A 19,481-nucleotide genomic window follows, 5' to 3' on the forward strand; every position below is an offset into this window, starting at 1 on the left:
ATTCCCCCGGCCGGGGGAATGTCTTTAATCACTAAGTGGCTCACCCATGTCATAGGTGGCTCTATTTTATGTCACAAGTGGCTCAAAAAGATGGCAAAGCTGGCTCTATCCCATGGCAATATTCAAAGTGACCTCATTCTTGTTGATCGTTGGTTTGGAATGCTTTTTGGTCGCTGTTTCAGCAACTTTGTCGGAAGTCGGATAAAACCATCTTTCCAATCTTGGAAGTGAGTAGGTGAAAAGGGTGCCATAAAGGGAACACCCAGTGATGTTAATGACACCATATGGGTTAATAAAGCAAGTGATGCGATACACAATCCGTAAGAGCCGAAAAGGCTGCTGGCAGCGAACAAACCAATACGTAATAACGCAGTGACATCTGCGATTGGTGTAATGACAAATGCAGAAATATAGGATATTGAGACGATGACAATTGTCGGGGCTCCGACAAGTCCAGCTGATACAGATACATCGCCTAAAATCAATGCACCAACGATACTTAAAGCGGATCCGATTTGTTTCGGCAGTCTTACTCCAGCCTCACGGACGACTTCAAACATTAAAATCATCATAATGACTTCCATTGCCAGTGGAAATGGAACTGTTTCCCTTGCTTGAATAAGTGGGACAATCATGTCTGAGGGAATCAACGCTTTATTAAAATTAAGCGCAGTAATATATAAAGCAGGAAGAGAGATGCTGATAATAAAAGCAAAAAAACGCATTAAGCGAATGAATGAGCTATAGTAAGGCCGAGAATTATAATCTTCGACATTCTGAAAGCTTTCGAGAAACAAACTTGGAACATATAAACTGACCGGGCTTCCGTCAACTAAAAGGAAAACCCTTCCCTCCATAAGCAAAGCTGCTGCCTTATCTGCCCGTTCCGTATTACCAATCGTCGGAAAGATCGAATACGGATGATCTTCAATTAATTGCTCAATATCCCCTGAACTGTCAATGGAGTCCACTATTATTTCATCAAGCCGTTGCTTAACCCGTTGTACCAACTCAGAATCGACGATATCCTTTATATAAGCTATCGTAACCCCCGTTTGACTATACTTTCCGATTTCCATAGTTTCAAATCGTAAAGAAGGGTGGGAAATTCTACGTCGAAGTAATGAAATATTTACCCCTGTTGATTCAATAAATCCTTCCCGTGCTCCCCTTACCGCCTGTTCTGTTACAGGTTCCTCAATGGAGCGAACCTCAAACCCTTCGATAGAGATCAACAACCCTTTATTAAAACCGTCAAGGATTAGCAATGCCTGTGCTTTTAAGACTTGGTAAACAGCTTTTAAAAGGTTGTCTTCCACGGTGCTTTCTTTTACAGAAATCCTTTCTCTGAGCTGTTTCAAATCATCATTTGGCTTACCTTGCAGAGGGTGCTCGATTAGGGGCTTCAGTATGTTGTTTCTTTTTGCCTCTACGTCTACCAATCCATCAATCGTAACCAACATGGCATTAAGCGCATCACCATTTTGCAAATAAATTGTAAACTTATTAAACACGACATCTTCACTTGTACCTAAATGCTGTTTTAATGCTTTTTCATTTTCGTTAATATCCGTTGAAAACGGCTGCCATTCCATGTTAGAAACTTTTTGCTGTTGGCGCTGTGTATTTTTTCTTTTTATGTTTTTCATTAATTTTTCGATGTTTGAAGAACGCCTTTTCATTGAAAGGTTCCCCCTTTCAGTCTCGGTGGTATTATTTGCCTACGATTCAAAAGTTATGTAGTACTTTTGAAGACTGTAAAAAGCGATATAGAAGGCCTTGAAAAGCTACCTAAATGTATGGTAGAAGACAACTGTTCCCGGGGCCATGATTTGGTTAGGTTTGTATAAAGTTATAGAAAGTTCACATACTATCTTTCAGTAAATTGGTATGTACAAATTAGGAGGAAATGGCGAATGGTGAAAAGAAATAAAATGAGTTCAACAGAACTCGGTGCATTATGGATGACTTACCAAAAAAAAAACGATGATTCTTCGGATATTAGAATATTTTATTGAGAAATCGGACAATCAAAAAGCTAAAAATTTAATGTTAGGATTGTGGAAAAAACTCCATCCAATGGTCATTGAAATAAAAACAATGTTAAAGAAAGAAGGGGCAGCAATACCCGTTGGGTTTACTGAGACAGATATTCATTTAAATGCGCCGAAGTTATATGACAACGGCTTTGATATTATGTTTTGTCGTATATTAAAAGAAATCAGCATGGGGATGTATGTACTTCATATGACATTGTCTTATCGGGAAGATATTGTTAATTATTATAAGCAACTTACTGATATAACACAGACTTATTATAATAAATTTACACAACACCTTTTAGAAGAAGAGCTCCTTCCTCGGCCAAATTATACGACCATGCCAAAATCGGTTGATTATATCACTGATAAATCATATATGAAAGGAACTAACCTTTTCGGTCATAAGAGAACATTAAATACTGTTGAGTTTGGTTTGCTTTATCACTCTATTGAGACAAATATTACCGGTATGCAATTAATGAGGGGCTTCGCTCAATGTGCCAAGGATGGAGAAGCGAGGCAGTATTTTACAAAGGGTCAGGAACTTTCGAAGGAGATATTAAAAGAGACTGGAGAAATTATTCTGCAAAATAATATTCACCCTCCTGCTACACCTGGAGGTACAGTTACAAGTTCTACAGAGGCTCCTTTTTCTGAAAAGTTAATGATGTTTTGTACATATCTTTTAGGTGGATTTGCTCTTGGAGGTCAAGGCTTTAGTACTACTCTTATTTTAAGGTATGACATGATGATGAAAACAGCTGTATTCGCTAAAGATATATATGAATACACAATTGAAGGTGCAAGGCTTATGATGTCCAAAGGTTGGTTAGAGGAGCCACCGAAAATGGATCTTTGATATTTAATGTTTTTATACCATATTTGAAAGGGAAGCAATATGTATGAAAAGCTGCTATGGAGTATCGCCCTTCCTGGTTTTGGCCAATTACTTAACGGTAAATTTCTTAAAGGTACTTTAATTATTTTTTTGGAATTTGTAATCAATGTTCAAGCCAACTTTAACAAAGTTATCATATTAAGCTTTAACGGACAAATTGAAGAAGCCATTCATCAAGCAGACTATGGGTGGCTTATGTTTTATCCTTGTGTATACTTCTTTTCAATATTTGATGCCTTTAAAGATGCAGGAGGAGACAAAGAACCTTATTCATTTCTTCCTTTTGTCTTTAGTGCCTATTTCGTAACCGTTGGGGTAATCTATTCCTCAAGTTTAAAAATGTTCGGGGTGCTATTCGGTCCTGTTTTTTTACCAATGCTGTTTTTGATTCCGGGACTAAGCTCTGGCTTATTGTTTAAAATTGTATTAACCCGTTATAAAAGGAGAAGTTATGACTAATATTCCTTTATATTTTTTATAAAGCATTTTTATTATATGGGTTTCAATTTCTCTTTGAAAATAAGAGTCAATTAAAGCGATCTTAGTCATAAGTGTAAGGAAGGGAGGGGTATGTATGGACATACTCAATGCTGCCGATCATCGTCCATATCCATTACCTTCAAAAAGATGGATTATGCGGCAAGTATGGAATAACGTATTGTTTCTTCATTGGCCCGTTCCTCCCGAAAGATTGCGTCCGTTTATTCCATCCGCGTTAGAAATTGACATGTACGAAAGAACAGCATGGATAGGAATCGTTGCTTTTCAAATGAAGGGGATTTATTTTCGTGGATTACAATCGATATCCGTTGTTCCGCCTTTCGCCGAAATGAATGTACGTACATATGTTACCAACAACGGCAAGCCCGGCGTTTTTTTTATGACTCTAGACGTAAATGACTGGGCCTCTTTGAACATTGCCAAAAGGTGGTACCGATTGCCGTATTCACCGGCAGCAATAACAATTTTGAAAAGCGGGGAAACCTTTTACTATAAGAACAACCGTAAAAGAAGTTCTGCTGAATTTTACGGAAATTGCACGCCTGTACCAGGGGAATATTTTCCTGAAGAAGGCACACTTGACCATTGGCTGACTGAAAGATATTGCTTTTACACCACTGATAATAAATACAACATCTATTGCGGTGAAATTCATCACCTTCCATGGCCGCTTCAAAAGGCGGAGATCACAATTGACAGAAACACTCTTTTTTCACAATTTCATCTCGACCTTTCACATTTACAACCAATCGCTAATTATTCGAAGGGTGTTGAATCTTTTATGTGGAATTGTAAAAAATTACAGTTATAATCCTATGAATACCTTAAAATTATTAATCCACCTTTTGTTAAAAATTCCTAAAGGTTTTTTAAAAACAAACAAAATGCACTCAAGATCCAAGAAAGTCTGCATCTGGAGGCTTTTCGTTCGATTTATCATAATTGTTTGGATGTCGCCTTCCACAACTTTCTCTTCTTTAAGAAAATACACAATCCTATTTAGGGGTTCGGACTTTTTTGCTATTCATCACTGTTTTTTTCCAGATGTTCAGTTTCGTCATCAAAAAGGATTATAATAAAATATTGTGTCAGCAAACCATTTCCAAAGTGAAAAAGCATGAGCATCCAAGATTCTGGGACATTCATGCCGGGATAAAACATAATATATAAGCTAATAATTACACCATAAAAAAATGAAATGGCTGCATTTGCAATCAATAGCCTTTTAAATATCCGTTTAATCATTTGAATCATTTGATTTATGTCTCCCTATGCTACATGCCGAACGACGAGTCTGCATACAGAACGTTATTTTATAAGTATATCGGGGAATATGGTTGAGTATACATCCAGGCTTAAGCGACAGATAATCTGCTAAAGGTATACAACAATCATAAAATAAGGAAAGAAGTAATAGTGGGGTGGAAAATATAGTCAGTCTGTCCTTTAGAGGAGGTAGCATTTGTATATAGGGTTTTTAAAATATTAACCCCAATGAACAACTTCTTCATTACACCTTGCCCTAGGCTTCACCCCAAGTAAATTTTCAAAGCTTTCTTCTCGTAAATTTATATCCCTTCTCCTTTTCTTTTGAATTATTTATTTTTATCATGACGTTGGTCCTTGCTTATTAGAATGAAGGCTAATTATTCCATAGTTTCTTTTTTCTTGCTTAATTGTTCTTTATCTTTTGTTCCTGGTGGTTGCTCTAACCACGCATTACTAATCACGATATCAGCTCCATCTTTTGCATATTGACCGATTTCAAGAGACAGGAGTTGATAATTTAAAATAAGGTCGCTTCTTTGACTTGCCGCAGCTGCCGTAGCGTAATTTCCCATTCCTGCTGCACTCATGAATGACATATGAAACATGGTTAACTTATCCGAAAATGGCGGTGTTGTTGAATCAGTAATTGAAGCATCAGATGAAATAGGTGGCTGTATATCATTATTGATAAGTGTCGTTGAAAACTTTTGAATATGTTTTTTAGAAATATCCCGCCCTTTTAACATCCATTTACGTATGTTTTCTTTCGATGATCCTTGAGCAAAACTAGTTGCAAGTTTACTTCCCATAAGATTGGTTTGAATGTTTAAAAATAAATGGGATATCTCAACTGCATTTAATGGCCTCTGTTTACTAAAAAAAGAAATGCCGCTTAGATATTTTTTAGTGTCAACGAAATCAGTTTTAGTTGGATAAGGAATATAAGGTGCTCTAGTAAATATTCCTTTTGATAGGGCTACCTTTGAGCACCTTTCAAATAATTCTGATGTTTCGTTAAGACCTTCTCTATAAAATGTTCGTATATCGTCTCTAGCACTTACGGAAATAAATCCACTGTAACCAAGCAAGCCTACCTTAGCCATATTGTTTATATAAGTTAGCATAAATGTGTCTGTATACATGCGTGGCGCATTCAAATTAACATCATTTTCAAAAGTAAATCCTGTAGGTGTTGGAATTTGTTCCTCTTGAAATATGGTTGTTAGCTTTTAAATATGAGTAGATGATAAATCATAAGCAAATTGAACAATAGGGCGAACTTCTTCATCCTCTACGGTTTTAAGGAAATAAGCTAAAACACATTTGGACATACTATCCTGCATATAACTAGTCCAAATTGAAGCAATTTCAGAAGAAGTTAGTTGAATGTGATTTTCATCCATAATTCGTTACCTCCAAAGAATATTTTTAGATATATTCTTTGCAAAAAAACCTTATATTATTAAAAGGTCGTTATCTTGGTCATAAGATAACTCTTTGTTCCTTAGATCATCTTTCTACAACACTCAGCATTTCCTGCACTGTGACCAGTTCAAATCCAGCCTTTCTCAACTCGTCAATAACCGTAGGCAGTGCATGAATTGTTCCCGATAAATCCCCGCCGTCACCCGTTCCGGAATGCTGTAATACGATGGATCCCGGAGTGACATTAGACAGAATGTTGCTTGATACCTGTTCCGCATTTAATCCTTTCCAGTCCAAAGAATCCACATTCCAGTTCACAACTTTTCTTTTCTTGGAAGCCAACCATTCAATCTGCTGCTCACTGATATTTCCATATGGTGGTCGGACGATAGTCGGTGAATATCCGGTATATGAGCTGATTAGTTCATCGGTTCGGATTATCTGATTCTGAAATTCTGAACAGCTAAGGGTTAAATAATCCGCATGGTTATATGAATGATTTCCGATTGCATGTCCTTCTTGCACAATTCGCTTGGCCACTTCAGGATATTTTTCAATACGGTGCCCTACGAGAAAAAAGGTAGCCTTGACATCTTTTTGTTTTAAAATGTCTAATATGACTGGTGTGAAAATTTCATCGGGAGCATCATCAAATGTCAGCGCGATTTCACGTTTGGATTCCGGCCCCTTCATTAAAAAAGTGCTTTTATATTTGCTTTTTAATTTTGATAAATCGGATGCGGCAGGTTGATTAGCTTCTATAGCAGAGGAATGAACGAATGTAGTAACCGCATTTTTTCCAAGGGGGAGACAAAAAATAATAAAAAGAAGGCACACGAAAATCAAAGAATGTTTCATCTTCAATAACCCCTTTAACTTCAAGGTATATAAGTTATACTTTGCAACAAAGTGTTTTATATACAATGTCATCGGCTTTATACGACACGGAGGGCAATGGAAAGCTCCGGTGGCGACATAGCCAGAAACCATCTCCATGATAGCCCAATAGAAATTTTTAATCGGGTTCCTGTAACTTCAATTATTTCCCAATCAAAAAGCCTGTGTATGCGGTACTCTCAAGAACAGAGATATACAGGTAACGATCATTTATTTATATGATGTACTGCGCAGCGGTTGGTCCAATTTCCAATTCGGAAAGCGTTTTTTGGATTAAAAAAGATAAAGAAGCATTATGGAAAAGAAAAGTAGGTACATTACTTTTCTTAGGATAATTGTTAGATACAGGTGCGAGCAAAAGACATGTATTTATTCTTGTATCTTTGCGAAAAATGAAAGCGAATTTTATATTCGATCCATTTCGAGTAAAGACCTTTAAAATGGATGCAAGCCGCTGAGTTATTATTTTACGACTCAGCAATAACCAGGAAAAAACATTGATACACATTGGAGGGTATTGAAAATGTCAGTAACAGCAATAAGTCCAAAGGAAGTTGCAAAAAAAGTCATCAATAAACAAGAACTGTTTATTTTAGATGTCCGTAATACAGATGACTTTGAAGATTGGAAAATTGAAGGGGAGAATTTTGAATATATCAACATGCCATATTTTGAACTACTTGACGGAGTAGAAGAAATCATGGATCAGATCCCTTCTGATAAAGAAATTGTAGTTGCGTGTGCAAAAGAAGGATCATCTGTCATGGTAGCTGAAATGCTTTCTAAAAAAGGGCTTGATGTCGCCTACCTTAATGGTGGTATGAAAGCATGGAGTGAATATCTGGAGCCGGTTAAAGTAGGAGATTTAAACAATGGCGGTGAGATATACCAGTTTGTCCGCCTTGGAAAAGGCTGTTTATCTTACATGGTTGTGTCAGATCGAGAAGCAGCTATTATTGATGCCACACGCATGACGGATGTATTTACAAACTTTGCAAAAGAAAAGGGCGTTAAGATTACGCATGTATTTGATACTCATTTGCATGCAGACCATATTTCAGGCGGAAGATTCATTGCAAAAGAAACAGGGGCGAAGTATTGGCTCCCACCCAAAGACGCTGGAGAAGTTGCCTTTGAATATGAACCGTTAGAAGATGGCGAAGATGTCATAATTGGAAGCACAAAAGTTCGTATTCATGCTTTGTATTCGCCGGGGCATACAATTGGTTCAACCTCATTTATAGTCGGTGATCAGTTTTTGTTAACTGGTGACATATTGTTCATTGATTCTATCGGAAGACCTGATTTGGCAGGTATGGCTGAGGATTGGGTTGGTGATTTGAGGGAAACACTTTATCAGCGTTATCGAAAATTATCTGAGGAGCTCATCGTACTTCCAGCTCACTTCATGATTATTGAAGAGTTAAATGAGGATGGAAGTGTAGCAAAAAAATTAGGAACATTGTTTGCAGAAAACCATGGATTAAAAATAAATGACGAAAGTGAGTTTAGAAATTTGGTTACGGAAAACTTACCACCACAACCAAACGCTTTCCAAGAAATCCGTAAAACAAATATGGGCAGAATGACACCAGGTGAAGAAGAACAACGTGAAATGGAGATTGGACCAAACCGCTGTGCTGTTCGATAATAAGCGTGTCGATAAATACAGAAAGCAATGATGTAGAAGGCTTAATTCCAAGAAACGTTTGGACAATAACTGGGTGAATGTCAAAATAAATTTTTGAGCTCGCAAATGGATAAAATATACAAAAAATACCTGTCAGCTTGGGTAAATTCTGGGGGCATACGTTTAGTTTTTATCTGGCTCTGGCCCCCTTTTTTTAAAAAAGTGATATTTTATCAATTAAGGAACAATGTTGTAGCAAAGACTTACATCCTTAGACCTTTTTGGCGGTGAAAAATTTTGTGAAAATATATGGTCCTGCTGCAAATCCGAGGGTTAATTGCCATGCACCTATTCCTTGTAAATTATAGTCCTGGACTAATTTCATCTTTTCACCCATACTTCTGACATCTTCAAACCATACTTCATGCGTTTGTCCCTGATCGTCTCGATATTGAAAAAATGGTGTTGCAACTTCTTCGGAATATTGAATCGGTGACTGATGCCTCATAGCAGTATTTATGGCCCTCTGGTTGGAAATAGCGGATGCTGCTATACCCGGCTCATACGGTATTTTCCAATCATAGCCGTATAGTGGCACTCCGATAATAATTTTGCTCCGTTGTACATTGTTGATTGCAAATTCAATAGTATTTTGAACTTCAGTGATTGGCGCTACTGGTCCTGGCCCACTTCCTGCATAGTGCCAATCATATGCCATAATAAACATAATATCTACAACAGCCCCAATTCCTCCGTAATCATACCCTTCTAACCAAGGGATATTATCGCTAGTTTTTGCAGGAACAGCGATTGTTAACGCATAGCCTTCTGGACCAAGACGCTCCCCTAGTTGACGCAAAAATCCCGTAAAAAGATCCCGATCTTGAGCACCGACACGTTCAAAATCAATATTCACACCACCATACCCTTTTCTCGTTACCAAATAGTGGATATTATTGATAAGGTTTGTTCTTGATATAGGATTATTTAGGACTTGATGAGCAAGTTCAGTACTGAAGCCTTTCGGGACTAAATTAGTAATCGTCGCTAGTGGTGTAACTCTATTTCTCCAAGTTTCTTCAATTGCAACTAAGTCATTTAAATCGTTAGTAATATCCCCATTTGGAGCAAATTGGTAGTCAAAGATTGAAATGTATGTGGAATAGGGCGCGAAATTATTAATTAACATACGATCTCGTTCAGGACTTCGAAGAACATAATAACTCAATGAACTAATATATTTTGCTATATTGGGGATCGTTATTTGCATTCCGGGCTGTAGTACATTGGGATTAATCGTGGGATTGGCCTCACGTAATTGCTCTAATGGCACAATTGCTTTTCTTGCTATACTCGTTAGTGAATCTCCGGGTTGAACAGTATATAGATAAAGCGGTATAAGCAGAGCTTGGCCTGGAACTATATTTGTTATTTCTAAACCATTGACACTGCGCAATTGTTCCACCGAAATGCGGTACTTGCCACTAATGGAAAATAAAGAATCTCCGGGTTGAACGGTATGAATAAACAAATTGAAGCCTCCTAATCAGTCATCTTTTTGCGAAAAAACAATTAATAAATGGTATTCACTTCCTTGCCAAAATATACGCTTGGTAGTAACCCAGTAACCCGATTGTTTTTTAAGTTGTCTCTAACAAAAAGCTGTAAAACAGTTCTTCATTACAGTTTGCTATTGACTTTTATTTTTTAAGTCATTATTATATACCCATACGGGCATAGGTAAAAAACATTTTTTCAAAAAAGAAGGGAATGTTAGTGATAAGGAGGGGTATGAGGTATGATCTTCAATTACTACTTTTTTTACTTAAACAAAAGCTTATTTGCCAACAATACAATATAAAATTGGAGGAGATACTTATGACAATAAAAGCGGATCATGTATTAGATGCAAAAGGACTTGCTTGTCCAATGCCGATTGTAAGAACTAAAAAGGCCGTTAACGACCTGGAACCCGGTCAGGTCATTGAAATCCAGGCGACGGATAAAGGGTCCAAAGCTGATCTTGAGGCTTGGGCCAAAAGTAGCGGACATCAGTACCTGGGGACAACTGAGGATGGGGAAGTATTAAAGCATTATCTTCGTAAAGCCGGTTCAGAAGAGGTGAACGAAGAGAAGAAATATCCTCACGTCATTCAAAATGATGAATTGCAGCAAAAGTTGGAAGCCAGGGAAGAGATCGTGATCCTGGATGTTCGTGAACAAGCGGAATACAGCTTCGGACACATTCCCACTGCCATCTCCATCCCACTGGGCGAACTGGAAGAGCAGATGGATAAATTGGATAAAGATAGTGAAGTATATGTGGTGTGCCGTTCCGGTAACCGAAGTGACTTAGCATGCAAGATGCTTGAAGAAAGAGGTTTTTCAAATGTGAAAAACGTTGTTCAAGGTATGGTTGAGTGGTCTAATCCGATTGAAAAAAATAATTAATTTTTGGAGGAATATGAAATGGCAAAAAAGGTAGCGATTATTTCAAGCAATGGCGGTTTATTTGATGCTTACAAAGTGTTTAATGTCGCAACCGCGGCAGCGGCAAGTGATGCGGAAGTGGGTATTTTCTTTACATTTGAAGGATTGAATCTAATTCATAAAGAAGGGCACAAACAGCTTCCTATTCCTGAGGGACGCGAGCATTTCCAGGAAGGCTTTAAGAAGCAAAATGTTCCGCCTATTCCCGATCTTGTGGAGATGGCACGTGAAATGGGTGTGAAGTTGATCGCTTGTCAGATGACAATGGATGTCATGGAGTTGGAAAAAGATGCGTTTGTTGATGGAATTGAAGTAGCAGGTGCCGCAAGTTTCATTCATTATGCTTCAGATGCTGATATTACACTGACGTTCTAGATATTCAATGCACAGGAAGATTCCAAATTAAAAAACAAAAAGAGGGAGAGGGATTTTTGAAATGAATACGGATAAATTTCTAGATGCAAAAGGACTTGCTTGTCCAATGCCAATCGTTCGAACAAAAAAGGCGATCAATGAGTTGGAATCAGGTCAGGTGTTGGAAGTCCATGCGACTGACAAGGGGTCGGTGGCCGACATTACTGCATGGACAAAATCAGGCGGACATGAATTGTTGAAAACCATTGAAGAAGATGCTGTATTTAAGTTCTGGATTAAAAAAAAGCTGACGATAAAAAAAGTGAGATGGGCTATATTTAGGCCCTTCTCCTTTCCATTTGAATGATACGTTTATGCAGAGATTTGCTGATATTCGTTTAAGAAGAATGAATGGGGAGAAAATATGCTGAAAAAACTACTTCCGGCGTTGGACTGGATGTCGAACTATAAAAAATCGGATTTAAGCGGAGATCTTTCGGCTGGAATTATTGTAGCTGTCATGCTCATACCTCAAGGAATGGCGTATGCGATGCTGGCTGGACTTCCTCCTGTTATTGGGTTATATGCGTCAACAATACCCCTGATCATTTATGCATTATTTGGGACGTCGCGCCAACTCGCTGTCGGGCCGGTTGCAATGGTTTCCTTGTTGGTTTTGGCTGGAGTATCCACTCTTGCTGAACCTGGTTCAGAAGAATATATATCATTGGCATTGCTGTTAATGTTGATGATTGGATTGATTCAGTTTTTAATGGGATTGTTCCGTCTCGGTTTCATGGTTAACTTTCTTTCTCATGCGGTAATAAGCGCATTTACAAGTGCAGCCGCAATTATCATTGGATTCAGTCAACTGAAGGGTTTATTGGGCATTAGTATTGAAGCGGAAAATGTATTTTTAGTCATATGGGAAGTAATAAACAAACTAACAGAAGTCCATATACCTACTTTTGTTATTGGAATAGGAAGCATCCTTCTCCTCGTTGGCTTAAAAAAAGCAGCACCTAAAATTCCAGGCCCGCTTGTCGTGGTTGGATTGAGTATTGTAGTCGTCGCCTTTTTTCACATGGATACCCATGGAGTGAGAATTGTGGGAGAAGTGCCGAAAGGTCTGCCAACTTTTTCAATGCCTGTATTTAACATTGATTCAATCATGGCGCTGCTTCCGATTGCTTTGACGATTTCATTTATTGGCTTCATGGAGTCCATAGCAATGGCCAAGGCAATTGCTGTAAAGGAAAAGTATAAAGTTGTCCCGAACAGGGAACTGGTTGGTTTGGGATTGGCGAATGTGGCTGGTTCATTCTTTTCCGCCTACCCGGTGACGGGTGGCTTTTCACGGTCTGCTGTAAACTATCAGGCTGGAGCAAGGACACCGCTCGCTTCGATTATTACTGCCGTTTTAATCATTTTAACACTATTGTTTTTCACAGGATTTTTCTATTATCTTCCGAATGCTGTACTAGCAGCAATAATAATAGTAGCGGTCATTAATTTGATTGATGTGAAAGAACCGCGGTATTTATTTAAAATCCAGAAAACGGACGGCTGGACATGGGTCATTACATTTATCGCCACTTTAGCCATTGGTATTGAGCAAGGAATTTTGTTTGGATTAGCATTTTCTTTAGTCGTTTTTATCGGAAGAAGCGCATATCCACACGTAGCAGAACTAGGTTATTTGCGGAAAGAAAATGTTTTCCGCAACATCAAACGATACCCTGAGGCCGATGTACACCCTGAGGTGCTTATTTTCAGGGTTGATTCACCGCTTTATTTTGCAAATATGACATTCCTTGAAAACAAACTATGTGAGGCAGTAGGGGAAAGGCCTCAAACAAAATGGATTGTTCTTGATTTTTCCGGTGTAAACACGATAGATGCTGTTGCAATACACGCCCTTGAGGAAATATTGAAATCGTGCGGCAAAGGGGAAATCAGGTTTAAGATTGCAGCGATTAAAGGTCCGGTCATGGATTTAATGAAAAAAGCCCAATGGGATGAAAAATTTGGTGATCATATAAAATATTTGTCAATTGAACAAGCTATGGCAGATATTGAGGGAGAGGGGTAAGTTTGATGGAAAAAGAAGAACTGCAAAAAAAAAATGCAGAGTTTATCCGCAAAATAAAAGAGCGCGATCCGCTCTATTTCAATAAACTTAAAGAAGGCCAAAAGCCGGAATTTCTCGTTTTATCTTGTAGCGACTCCCGTGTCAGCCCGTCAATCATTACCGAAATGCCCCTTGGATACATGTTTGTGCATCGAAATATCGCTAACCAGGTTGCTGTTGAGGATGAAAGTTTCTCCGCAAGTCTTTATTATGCTTTGAAATATTTGGAGGTAAAGGAAATAATTGTGAAAGGACACACGGATTGTGGTGGAATCAAAGCAGCCTGGTCAGATAACGATGATGAAGAATTACAAACTTGGCTATCCAAGATCCGGAAAGATTTGCCGCAGAAAGATGTGTCAAAAGACATGACTATAGATGAATTAACAAAGATTAATGTGTTAAAACAAGTGGATAACCTAAAAAAACACCCAATTTTTAAAGCCTATGGGAAAGGCGTTGGAGTAAGAGGCTGTTTATTCCATGTTGAATCAGGAGAATTGGAAAGTTTAGTTTAAACACTTGACTATATACCCATATAGGTATATCATTCAATTAGGATAAGGAATATGTATTTTTTTAATAATTAACATACCCCGGGGTGTATATGGAGAGTGAGATGAGAAATGGAAACTAAAAAGACAAACATTATTTTATTTAGCGGAGATTATGACAAAGCGATGGCAGCCTTCATCATTGCTAATGGTGCAGCGGCCTATGATCATGAAGTAACGATATTTGCAACATTTTGGGGTCTGAATGCATTTAGGAAAGATCAGCCGATTGATGTGAAAAAAGGATTTTTGGAAAAGATGTTTGGAAAAATGATGCCTCGCGGGGCAGACAAAATGGGCTTATCTAATATGAACTTTGCCGGTATGGGTCCGAAAATGATTAAACACGTCATGAAAAAGCATAACGCGATGCCGTTGCCTGATCTGATTGGTATGGCTAAAGAACTGGATGTTAAACTCGTTGCATGTACAATGACAATGGACCTTCTAGGACTGCACAAAGAAGAACTCCTTGAAGGAATTGAATATGCAGGAGTCGCAGCCTACTTGGCAGGTGCTGAGGAAGGGCAAGTAAACCTGTTTATTTAATCTAGTAAGAAGGATCAAGTCTAGGCCTTGCTCACCTGAAGTCCAGATGCACGTTCTGGCAGAAATATAAAAAAAATTAACATTGGGGGGATTTTAAATGGCGGTAAAAGCAATGACTGCTAAAGAAGTAGCTCAAAAGGTGTTAAACAAGGAAAACGTCTTTCTATTGGATGTAAGAAATGAAAATGATTTCAACGATTGGAAAATAGAAGGGGAAAACTTTGAATATGTAAATAAGCCTTACTTTGAGTTGATTGATGGGATTGAGCCAATTCAGGATCAGCTTCCTGAAGATAAGGAAATCCTTTCCGTATGTGCAAAAGAAGGTTCATCCATCATGGTTGCGGAAATGTTGAATGAGGCTGGGTATAAAGCGGCTTATCTCAAAGGCGGCATGAAGTCTTGGAGTGAAACCTTGCACAAAGCAAAGGTATATGAAGATGAGGAAATAAGTGTATATCAGTTTATCCGCGTCGGAAAAGGTTGTCTTTCTTATATGGTTGTATCAGAGGGTGAAGCATTGATCGTCGATCCCGCACGATTTACAGAACAATATGAAGCAGCAGCCAAAGAGTTGGGGGCTGAAATAACACATGTTGTCGACTCCCATCTGCACGCAGATCACATTTCAGGAGGAAAAGAGCTTTCTGATAAGCTGGGAGCCAAATATTACCTAATGAAGAGCGAAGGTGCAATCTTCGATTTTCTTCACTTGGAAGACCATGACAAGATTGAGTTTAACAAAGTATCCGTCGAGGTTTTGGCGGTAAAGACACCAGGGCATACACCAGGTAGTGTCTCCTTCTTAGTAAATAATCAGCTTTTATTCTCAGGTGATACGATTTTCATTAGTGGATTGGGACGTCCGGATCTTGGAAACAAGGTGAGAGAGTGGGCAATGGATCTATACGACACTGTTCATTCAAAAGTTGCGGAAATTATTGATGATGTTATCGTTCTTCCCGCACACTACGCCGACCTGGATAAAGAGATCAATAGTGAAGGATATATCGGAAGTACACTGGGAGAAATCCGCAATCGCAATAACGAAATGTTCACTGCAACAAAAGAAGAATTTCTCGAGAGTGTTGAAAAATCGGCGAGTTCCGTAAAGCCGCCAAACTTCGAGGAGATCATTGCCATTAACCGCGGAGTGGAGTCAGCAGATATCGATAGATTGCAAGAGTTGGAAATCGGCCCTAACCGTTGTGCGGTCCACCATACCGACTGAAAAAATGAAAGATTTTCTTAATAACTTACGTGCTTCACATTCCAATTTTTCCGCTGTAGTGATATTAAAATAAGAAACAGAAGGACATTCTCCTTTTTAGAAATTTGGTCAATAATCAAAGACCAACTAAAAGGCGAAATGTCCTTTTTAATTTGGTAATCAGATATTGCTTTAAAAAATTGATTTCTTTACAGCCTCAATTATTGTTGTTATTATGAATGTTAGTGACTACTTACAAAAAAATTTTTGCGGGTGTAAGTTACCACTAACATTCACTATAGAGGGAGGAAATGCATGAATATGTTAAAAAGGCTTGCTAGTTTATTAGAAAGTTTTCCAATAAAGTCAATATTTATTACAGTTATCGTTGTCACTCTGTTAGTAAGTGGGGTCAGAAATGTATTTATGGCTACAGGAAATGATACATTGGTGAAGAGTAGTACAGACGTATATCAGGATAACTTAATGTTAGAAGAAGAGTTTGGAGGAGAATCTGTCATTGTGCTATATGAATCGGATCATTTATTAACGCCCGAAAACTTAGCTCATATGAAAGGGCTTGAGAATGCTTTACACACGAGTGATTCTATTTATAGTATTTTAAGCCCTGTCACGCTTGTGGAAGAAATGGCAAATAAACAAGGCGAAAAATTTCAAGAAGGTATTGAAGAAGTGATTAAGGGTCTAGATACGATGGGAAGTAAATTAATTAAGATTGGTACAGAGATGAGCGAAAACGCTCAAAATAATCAGAGGATTGGATTTCCTAAACAAGAAGGCTTAGAAATGCCCAATCTCGGGGGTGCAGAACTTCCTGAATTCGAAGGAACTAACCCGCCCAAATTTGATAGTCCAGAGCTTCCTAAATTAGGTGAGATACAGCTTCCTGATATAGAAGGACAACTAGCCGAGTTAAATAAGGGATATGCTCAATTGATTGGTGCCCAAGAAAATTTAGGTGATGGTACACAAAATTTAGTTAATGGATATGCCCAATTTGGTACAAAAACGGGGGAATTAGGAGAAAGCTTGGGTGCTTTAGCCGATCAAATGGGAGATAACCCGCAGCAAGCACAGCAGCTACGAGAAGTTAGTGGGGGCTTAAACGAGTTGTCAAAGCAAATGGTAGACATATCGAAAAATACTGCTCAGCTTCCTGGAATTTCCACACAAACAATTAGTGGGCTGGAAAATATACAAAAGAAGTTAAGTGAACAGCTAAATGAGCAAAAACAACAACAGGAACAAATACAGGCAGAACAAAAGCAGATGCAGGAAGACATGAAGCAGCAATTTGCTAAGCAGGAACAAATGCAGAAAGAAATGAAAAAACAACAAGAGGTAAAGCAGGAAAAAATAAAAGATGAGATGCTTGTCCAACAGAGAGAAAAAGAAAACCAAATGCGGGAATTTCAGGAAAAAATGCATGGAAAAATGGATGAACAAGCATCAAATTTAAGTACACTAGCTGAAGGCTTAATGGAAATGGGCGAAAGTTTACAAACAATTAGCCAGAATATGGAAACCATACATGGTTACTCAGACATTATGACACCTGGCTTACCAACAAAACAGGCAACATTAGATAATATGGTTTATGATGATGACCAACTACGGCCAATGTTTGAAGAGGTTATCGTAGATGATAAATATATGCTTATGATGATCCGGTTTGAAGGGAATACAACGGATGCCGAAAAAAGTAAGGTTGTAGGGACGATTAACGATTATTTAGATGCTGAAAAAATTGATTCAGTAAAAACAATCGTATCTGGAAAGCCTGTACTTGATAATGCGATTCGTTCCTCTATGCAAGAAAGTATGCAGGTCATGCTCGTCCTTGCATTAATATTTATGGTCATTGTTTTATTTTTAGTCTTTAATGTTAGATGGCGCTTACTATCATTAGCTACAGTCTTAACAGCAGTTATTGCAACAGTCGGTGCAATGGGGTGGCTAAACATTCCAATTACAATGGTCTCCATGGCAGTTTTTCCAATCTTAATTGGACTTGGAATTGATTATGGGATTCAATTCCAAAATCGTTACACGGAAGAGATGAATCGTGAGGAGGTTGGCAATGACTAGTCTAAACAACGATAAAGATAAAGCGAAGGTAAGTTTATATAAAACAATTAAAAAAATGGTTCCAGCGATTTTCACAGCTATGGTTGCTACTGTTTTGGGATTCATTGCACTGTCAACATCACCAGTACCTATGATCCAAGATTTCGGGAATATGCTGACAGTCGGGATGGTGATTAGCTTTTTATTAGCATTGTTTTTCCTGTTGCCAATCCTGTTTGCCCGGGATCACTTTTTTACACCCAAGACAAAAAATAAAACTAATAAACCAAAAAAACCAAAGCGGATGGTTGTTATCGATCGTTTTTTAGAATGGTTTACTCAAAAGACGATAGTTTTTCGTTGGGGAATCATTATTATAGCCTTTGCAGCTGCGGCTTTCGGAATATCAGTGGACTTAGATGCAGATGTGGAAACAGATGTAGAGACGTTTATGCCACAGGATTCCCAAGAGCTAGCAGACATTCACAAGCTGCGTGATATTTTGGGAACGACGGATCAGGTTTCACTAGTCTATCGAGGGGATGACGTCCTTACTGATGAATCCCTTGAGTGGGTTGGAAAGATGACAGAATCTTTGCCAGAGGAATTTCCGGATGTTGTTGTAGAGACAAAATCAATAACAGGTATTCTCAAGCGAATGAATGACCATGGGCTGCCAAGTGGTAGGGAGGCCCGTGATCAAATTGCTGATATGCCTGAAGGCCAAACAAAGCTATTTATAAACGAAGATCATTCAAAAGGAGTCATTACGGTAGGAATTAAACATTTAGAAGCATCTGATCTTGAGAAATTTTTAGGTGATCTTGAACTTTATTTGAATGATCATGATATAGCTTCCCTCGATACAACCATTACAGGCAAATCTGTTTTAGATGTAGAAATGATTGATGGGTTAGCAGGTGGAAGGTATCAAATGACCTTACTGGGAGCAGCTTTTGTGTTTTTAGGACTCTTGCTTCTATACAGACATCCAGTAAAGGCTTTCATTCCACTGTTGCCAATCCTTTTAATTGTAGGTTGGTCAGGGGCAATCATGTATTTTCTAGGGATCAATTACACGCCGCTAACTGCAACATTAGGAGCGCTAATTATTGGAATTGGTACGGAATTTACCATTTTAATCATGGAGAGATATTTTGAAGAACGGGAAAAGGGACACCCCAAAGAAAATGCGATGCAAATTACAAATAAAACCATTGGAAAAGCCATTTTTGCAACGGCACTAGCAAATATCGGAGGATTTAGTGCATTAGTTGCTTCAGATTTTGTCATACTGAGTGATTTTGGTTTAATGACCTTAATTAATATATCACTTGCACTGTTTTCCACAATTGTAGTTCTGCCAACCATTTTGATTGTGTTGGACAGATATGTGAAAATGAAACAAACAACATAATTTTTTCACATAAAAAACTCAATGGC

Annotated in this window: 16 protein-coding genes and 2 pseudogenes; 13 read left to right on the forward strand and 5 right to left on the reverse strand. The window is 38.2% G+C overall.

Translation table 11 applies throughout. The features are described from left to right. Window positions 1–122: 122 nt before the first annotated feature. Window positions 123–1,682, reverse strand: coding sequence for a spore germination protein (locus ACFSCZ_RS12320; RefSeq protein ID WP_380774231.1), 1,560 nt, complete (start codon window positions 1,680–1,682; stop codon window positions 123–125). A 304-nt stretch (window positions 1,683–1,986) separates the two neighbouring features. Here ACFSCZ_RS12320 and ACFSCZ_RS12325 point away from each other — a divergent pair, with 304 nt between their 5' ends. The 3 genes from ACFSCZ_RS12325 (at window position 1,987) to ACFSCZ_RS12335 (ending at window position 4,252) form a co-directional block, all read left to right on the forward strand. Then, window positions 1,987–2,901: a DUF3231 family protein gene (locus ACFSCZ_RS12325; protein ID WP_380774232.1), complete on the forward strand. Its 915-nt coding sequence runs from the start codon at window positions 1,987–1,989 to the stop codon at window positions 2,899–2,901. A gap of 39 nt (window positions 2,902–2,940) precedes the next feature. After that, window positions 2,941–3,399: a hypothetical protein gene (locus tag ACFSCZ_RS12330; protein WP_380774233.1), complete on the forward strand. Its 459-nt coding sequence runs from the start codon at window positions 2,941–2,943 to the stop codon at window positions 3,397–3,399. Between the two features lie 115 nt (window positions 3,400–3,514). Then, complete coding sequence (locus ACFSCZ_RS12335) at window positions 3,515–4,252, forward strand: YqjF family protein (protein ID WP_380774234.1); 738 nt, start codon at window positions 3,515–3,517, stop codon at window positions 4,250–4,252. 209 nt (window positions 4,253–4,461) lie between these two features. Here the strand turns inward: ACFSCZ_RS12335 and ACFSCZ_RS12340 are convergent, their stop codons facing one another. The 3 genes and pseudogenes from ACFSCZ_RS12340 to ACFSCZ_RS12350 all read right to left on the reverse strand — a co-directional run bounded on the left by ACFSCZ_RS12340 (window position 4,462) and on the right by ACFSCZ_RS12350 (window position 6,993). Beyond that, window positions 4,462–4,695, reverse strand: coding sequence for a hypothetical protein (locus tag ACFSCZ_RS12340; protein ID WP_380774235.1), 234 nt, complete (start codon window positions 4,693–4,695; stop codon window positions 4,462–4,464). Window positions 4,696–5,087: 392 nt separating this feature from the next. Next, window positions 5,088–6,113 (reverse strand): annotated as a pseudogene (locus ACFSCZ_RS12345) (DUF3231 family protein). Between the two features lie 106 nt (window positions 6,114–6,219). Continuing rightward, window positions 6,220–6,993 (reverse strand): polysaccharide deacetylase family protein, encoded by a 774-nt coding sequence (locus ACFSCZ_RS12350; RefSeq protein ID WP_380774236.1) that lies wholly within the window; start codon window positions 6,991–6,993, stop codon window positions 6,220–6,222. 562 nt (window positions 6,994–7,555) lie between these two features. Between ACFSCZ_RS12350 and ACFSCZ_RS12355 the strand changes: the two genes are divergently transcribed. Then, window positions 7,556–8,683 carry an MBL fold metallo-hydrolase gene (locus tag ACFSCZ_RS12355; protein ID WP_380774237.1) on the forward strand — a complete coding sequence of 376 codons (1,128 nt, stop codon included), beginning with the start codon at window positions 7,556–7,558 and terminating at the stop codon, window positions 8,681–8,683. 250 nt (window positions 8,684–8,933) lie between these two features. Here the strand turns inward: ACFSCZ_RS12355 and ACFSCZ_RS12360 are convergent, their stop codons facing one another. Beyond that, window positions 8,934–10,193, reverse strand: a complete 1,260-nt coding sequence (locus ACFSCZ_RS12360) for a glycosyl hydrolase family 18 protein (RefSeq protein WP_380774238.1) — start codon at window positions 10,191–10,193, stop codon at window positions 8,934–8,936. Window positions 10,194–10,540: 347 nt separating this feature from the next. Here ACFSCZ_RS12360 and ACFSCZ_RS12365 point away from each other — a divergent pair, with 347 nt between their 5' ends. The 9 genes and pseudogenes from ACFSCZ_RS12365 (at window position 10,541) to ACFSCZ_RS12405 (ending at window position 19,455) form a co-directional block, all read left to right on the forward strand. Then, a complete protein-coding gene (locus ACFSCZ_RS12365) occupies window positions 10,541–11,113 on the forward strand; it encodes a sulfurtransferase TusA family protein (protein WP_380774239.1) in 573 nt (190 codons plus the stop codon). An 18-nt stretch (window positions 11,114–11,131) separates the two neighbouring features. Further along, the gene (locus ACFSCZ_RS12370; RefSeq protein WP_380774240.1) at window positions 11,132–11,527 is read left to right on the forward strand and encodes a DsrE/DsrF/DrsH-like family protein; all 396 of its coding nucleotides are present in this window, start codon (window positions 11,132–11,134) and stop codon (window positions 11,525–11,527) included. Window positions 11,528–11,588: 61 nt separating this feature from the next. Next, window positions 11,589–11,810, forward strand: a pseudogene (locus ACFSCZ_RS12375) (sulfurtransferase TusA family protein); the annotation flags it as partial. Window positions 11,811–11,930: 120 nt separating this feature from the next. After that, on the forward strand, window positions 11,931–13,598 hold the full coding sequence (locus ACFSCZ_RS12380) for a SulP family inorganic anion transporter (protein WP_380774241.1): 1,668 nt from the start codon (window positions 11,931–11,933) through the stop codon (window positions 13,596–13,598). Window positions 13,599–13,603: 5 nt separating this feature from the next. Beyond that, window positions 13,604–14,155 carry a carbonic anhydrase gene (locus tag ACFSCZ_RS12385; protein ID WP_380774242.1) on the forward strand — a complete coding sequence of 184 codons (552 nt, stop codon included), beginning with the start codon at window positions 13,604–13,606 and terminating at the stop codon, window positions 14,153–14,155. Window positions 14,156–14,263: 108 nt separating this feature from the next. Then, a complete protein-coding gene (locus ACFSCZ_RS12390) occupies window positions 14,264–14,740 on the forward strand; it encodes a DsrE/DsrF/DrsH-like family protein (protein ID WP_380774243.1) in 477 nt (158 codons plus the stop codon). Window positions 14,741–14,837: 97 nt separating this feature from the next. Next, window positions 14,838–15,971, forward strand: coding sequence for an MBL fold metallo-hydrolase (locus ACFSCZ_RS12395; protein WP_380774244.1), 1,134 nt, complete (start codon window positions 14,838–14,840; stop codon window positions 15,969–15,971). 294 nt (window positions 15,972–16,265) lie between these two features. After that, on the forward strand, window positions 16,266–18,059 hold the full coding sequence (locus ACFSCZ_RS12400) for an MMPL family transporter (RefSeq protein WP_380774245.1): 1,794 nt from the start codon (window positions 16,266–16,268) through the stop codon (window positions 18,057–18,059). Continuing rightward, window positions 18,052–19,455 (forward strand): efflux RND transporter permease subunit, encoded by a 1,404-nt coding sequence (locus ACFSCZ_RS12405; protein WP_126430612.1) that lies wholly within the window; start codon window positions 18,052–18,054, stop codon window positions 19,453–19,455. Before ACFSCZ_RS12400 ends, ACFSCZ_RS12405 begins: the two co-directional genes overlap by 8 nt. Window positions 19,456–19,481: the final 26 nt, after the last annotated feature.

It is taken from the genome of Siminovitchia sediminis (assembly GCF_042680885.1).
GTDB lineage: Bacteria > Bacillota > Bacilli > Bacillales > Bacillaceae_C > Siminovitchia > Siminovitchia sediminis.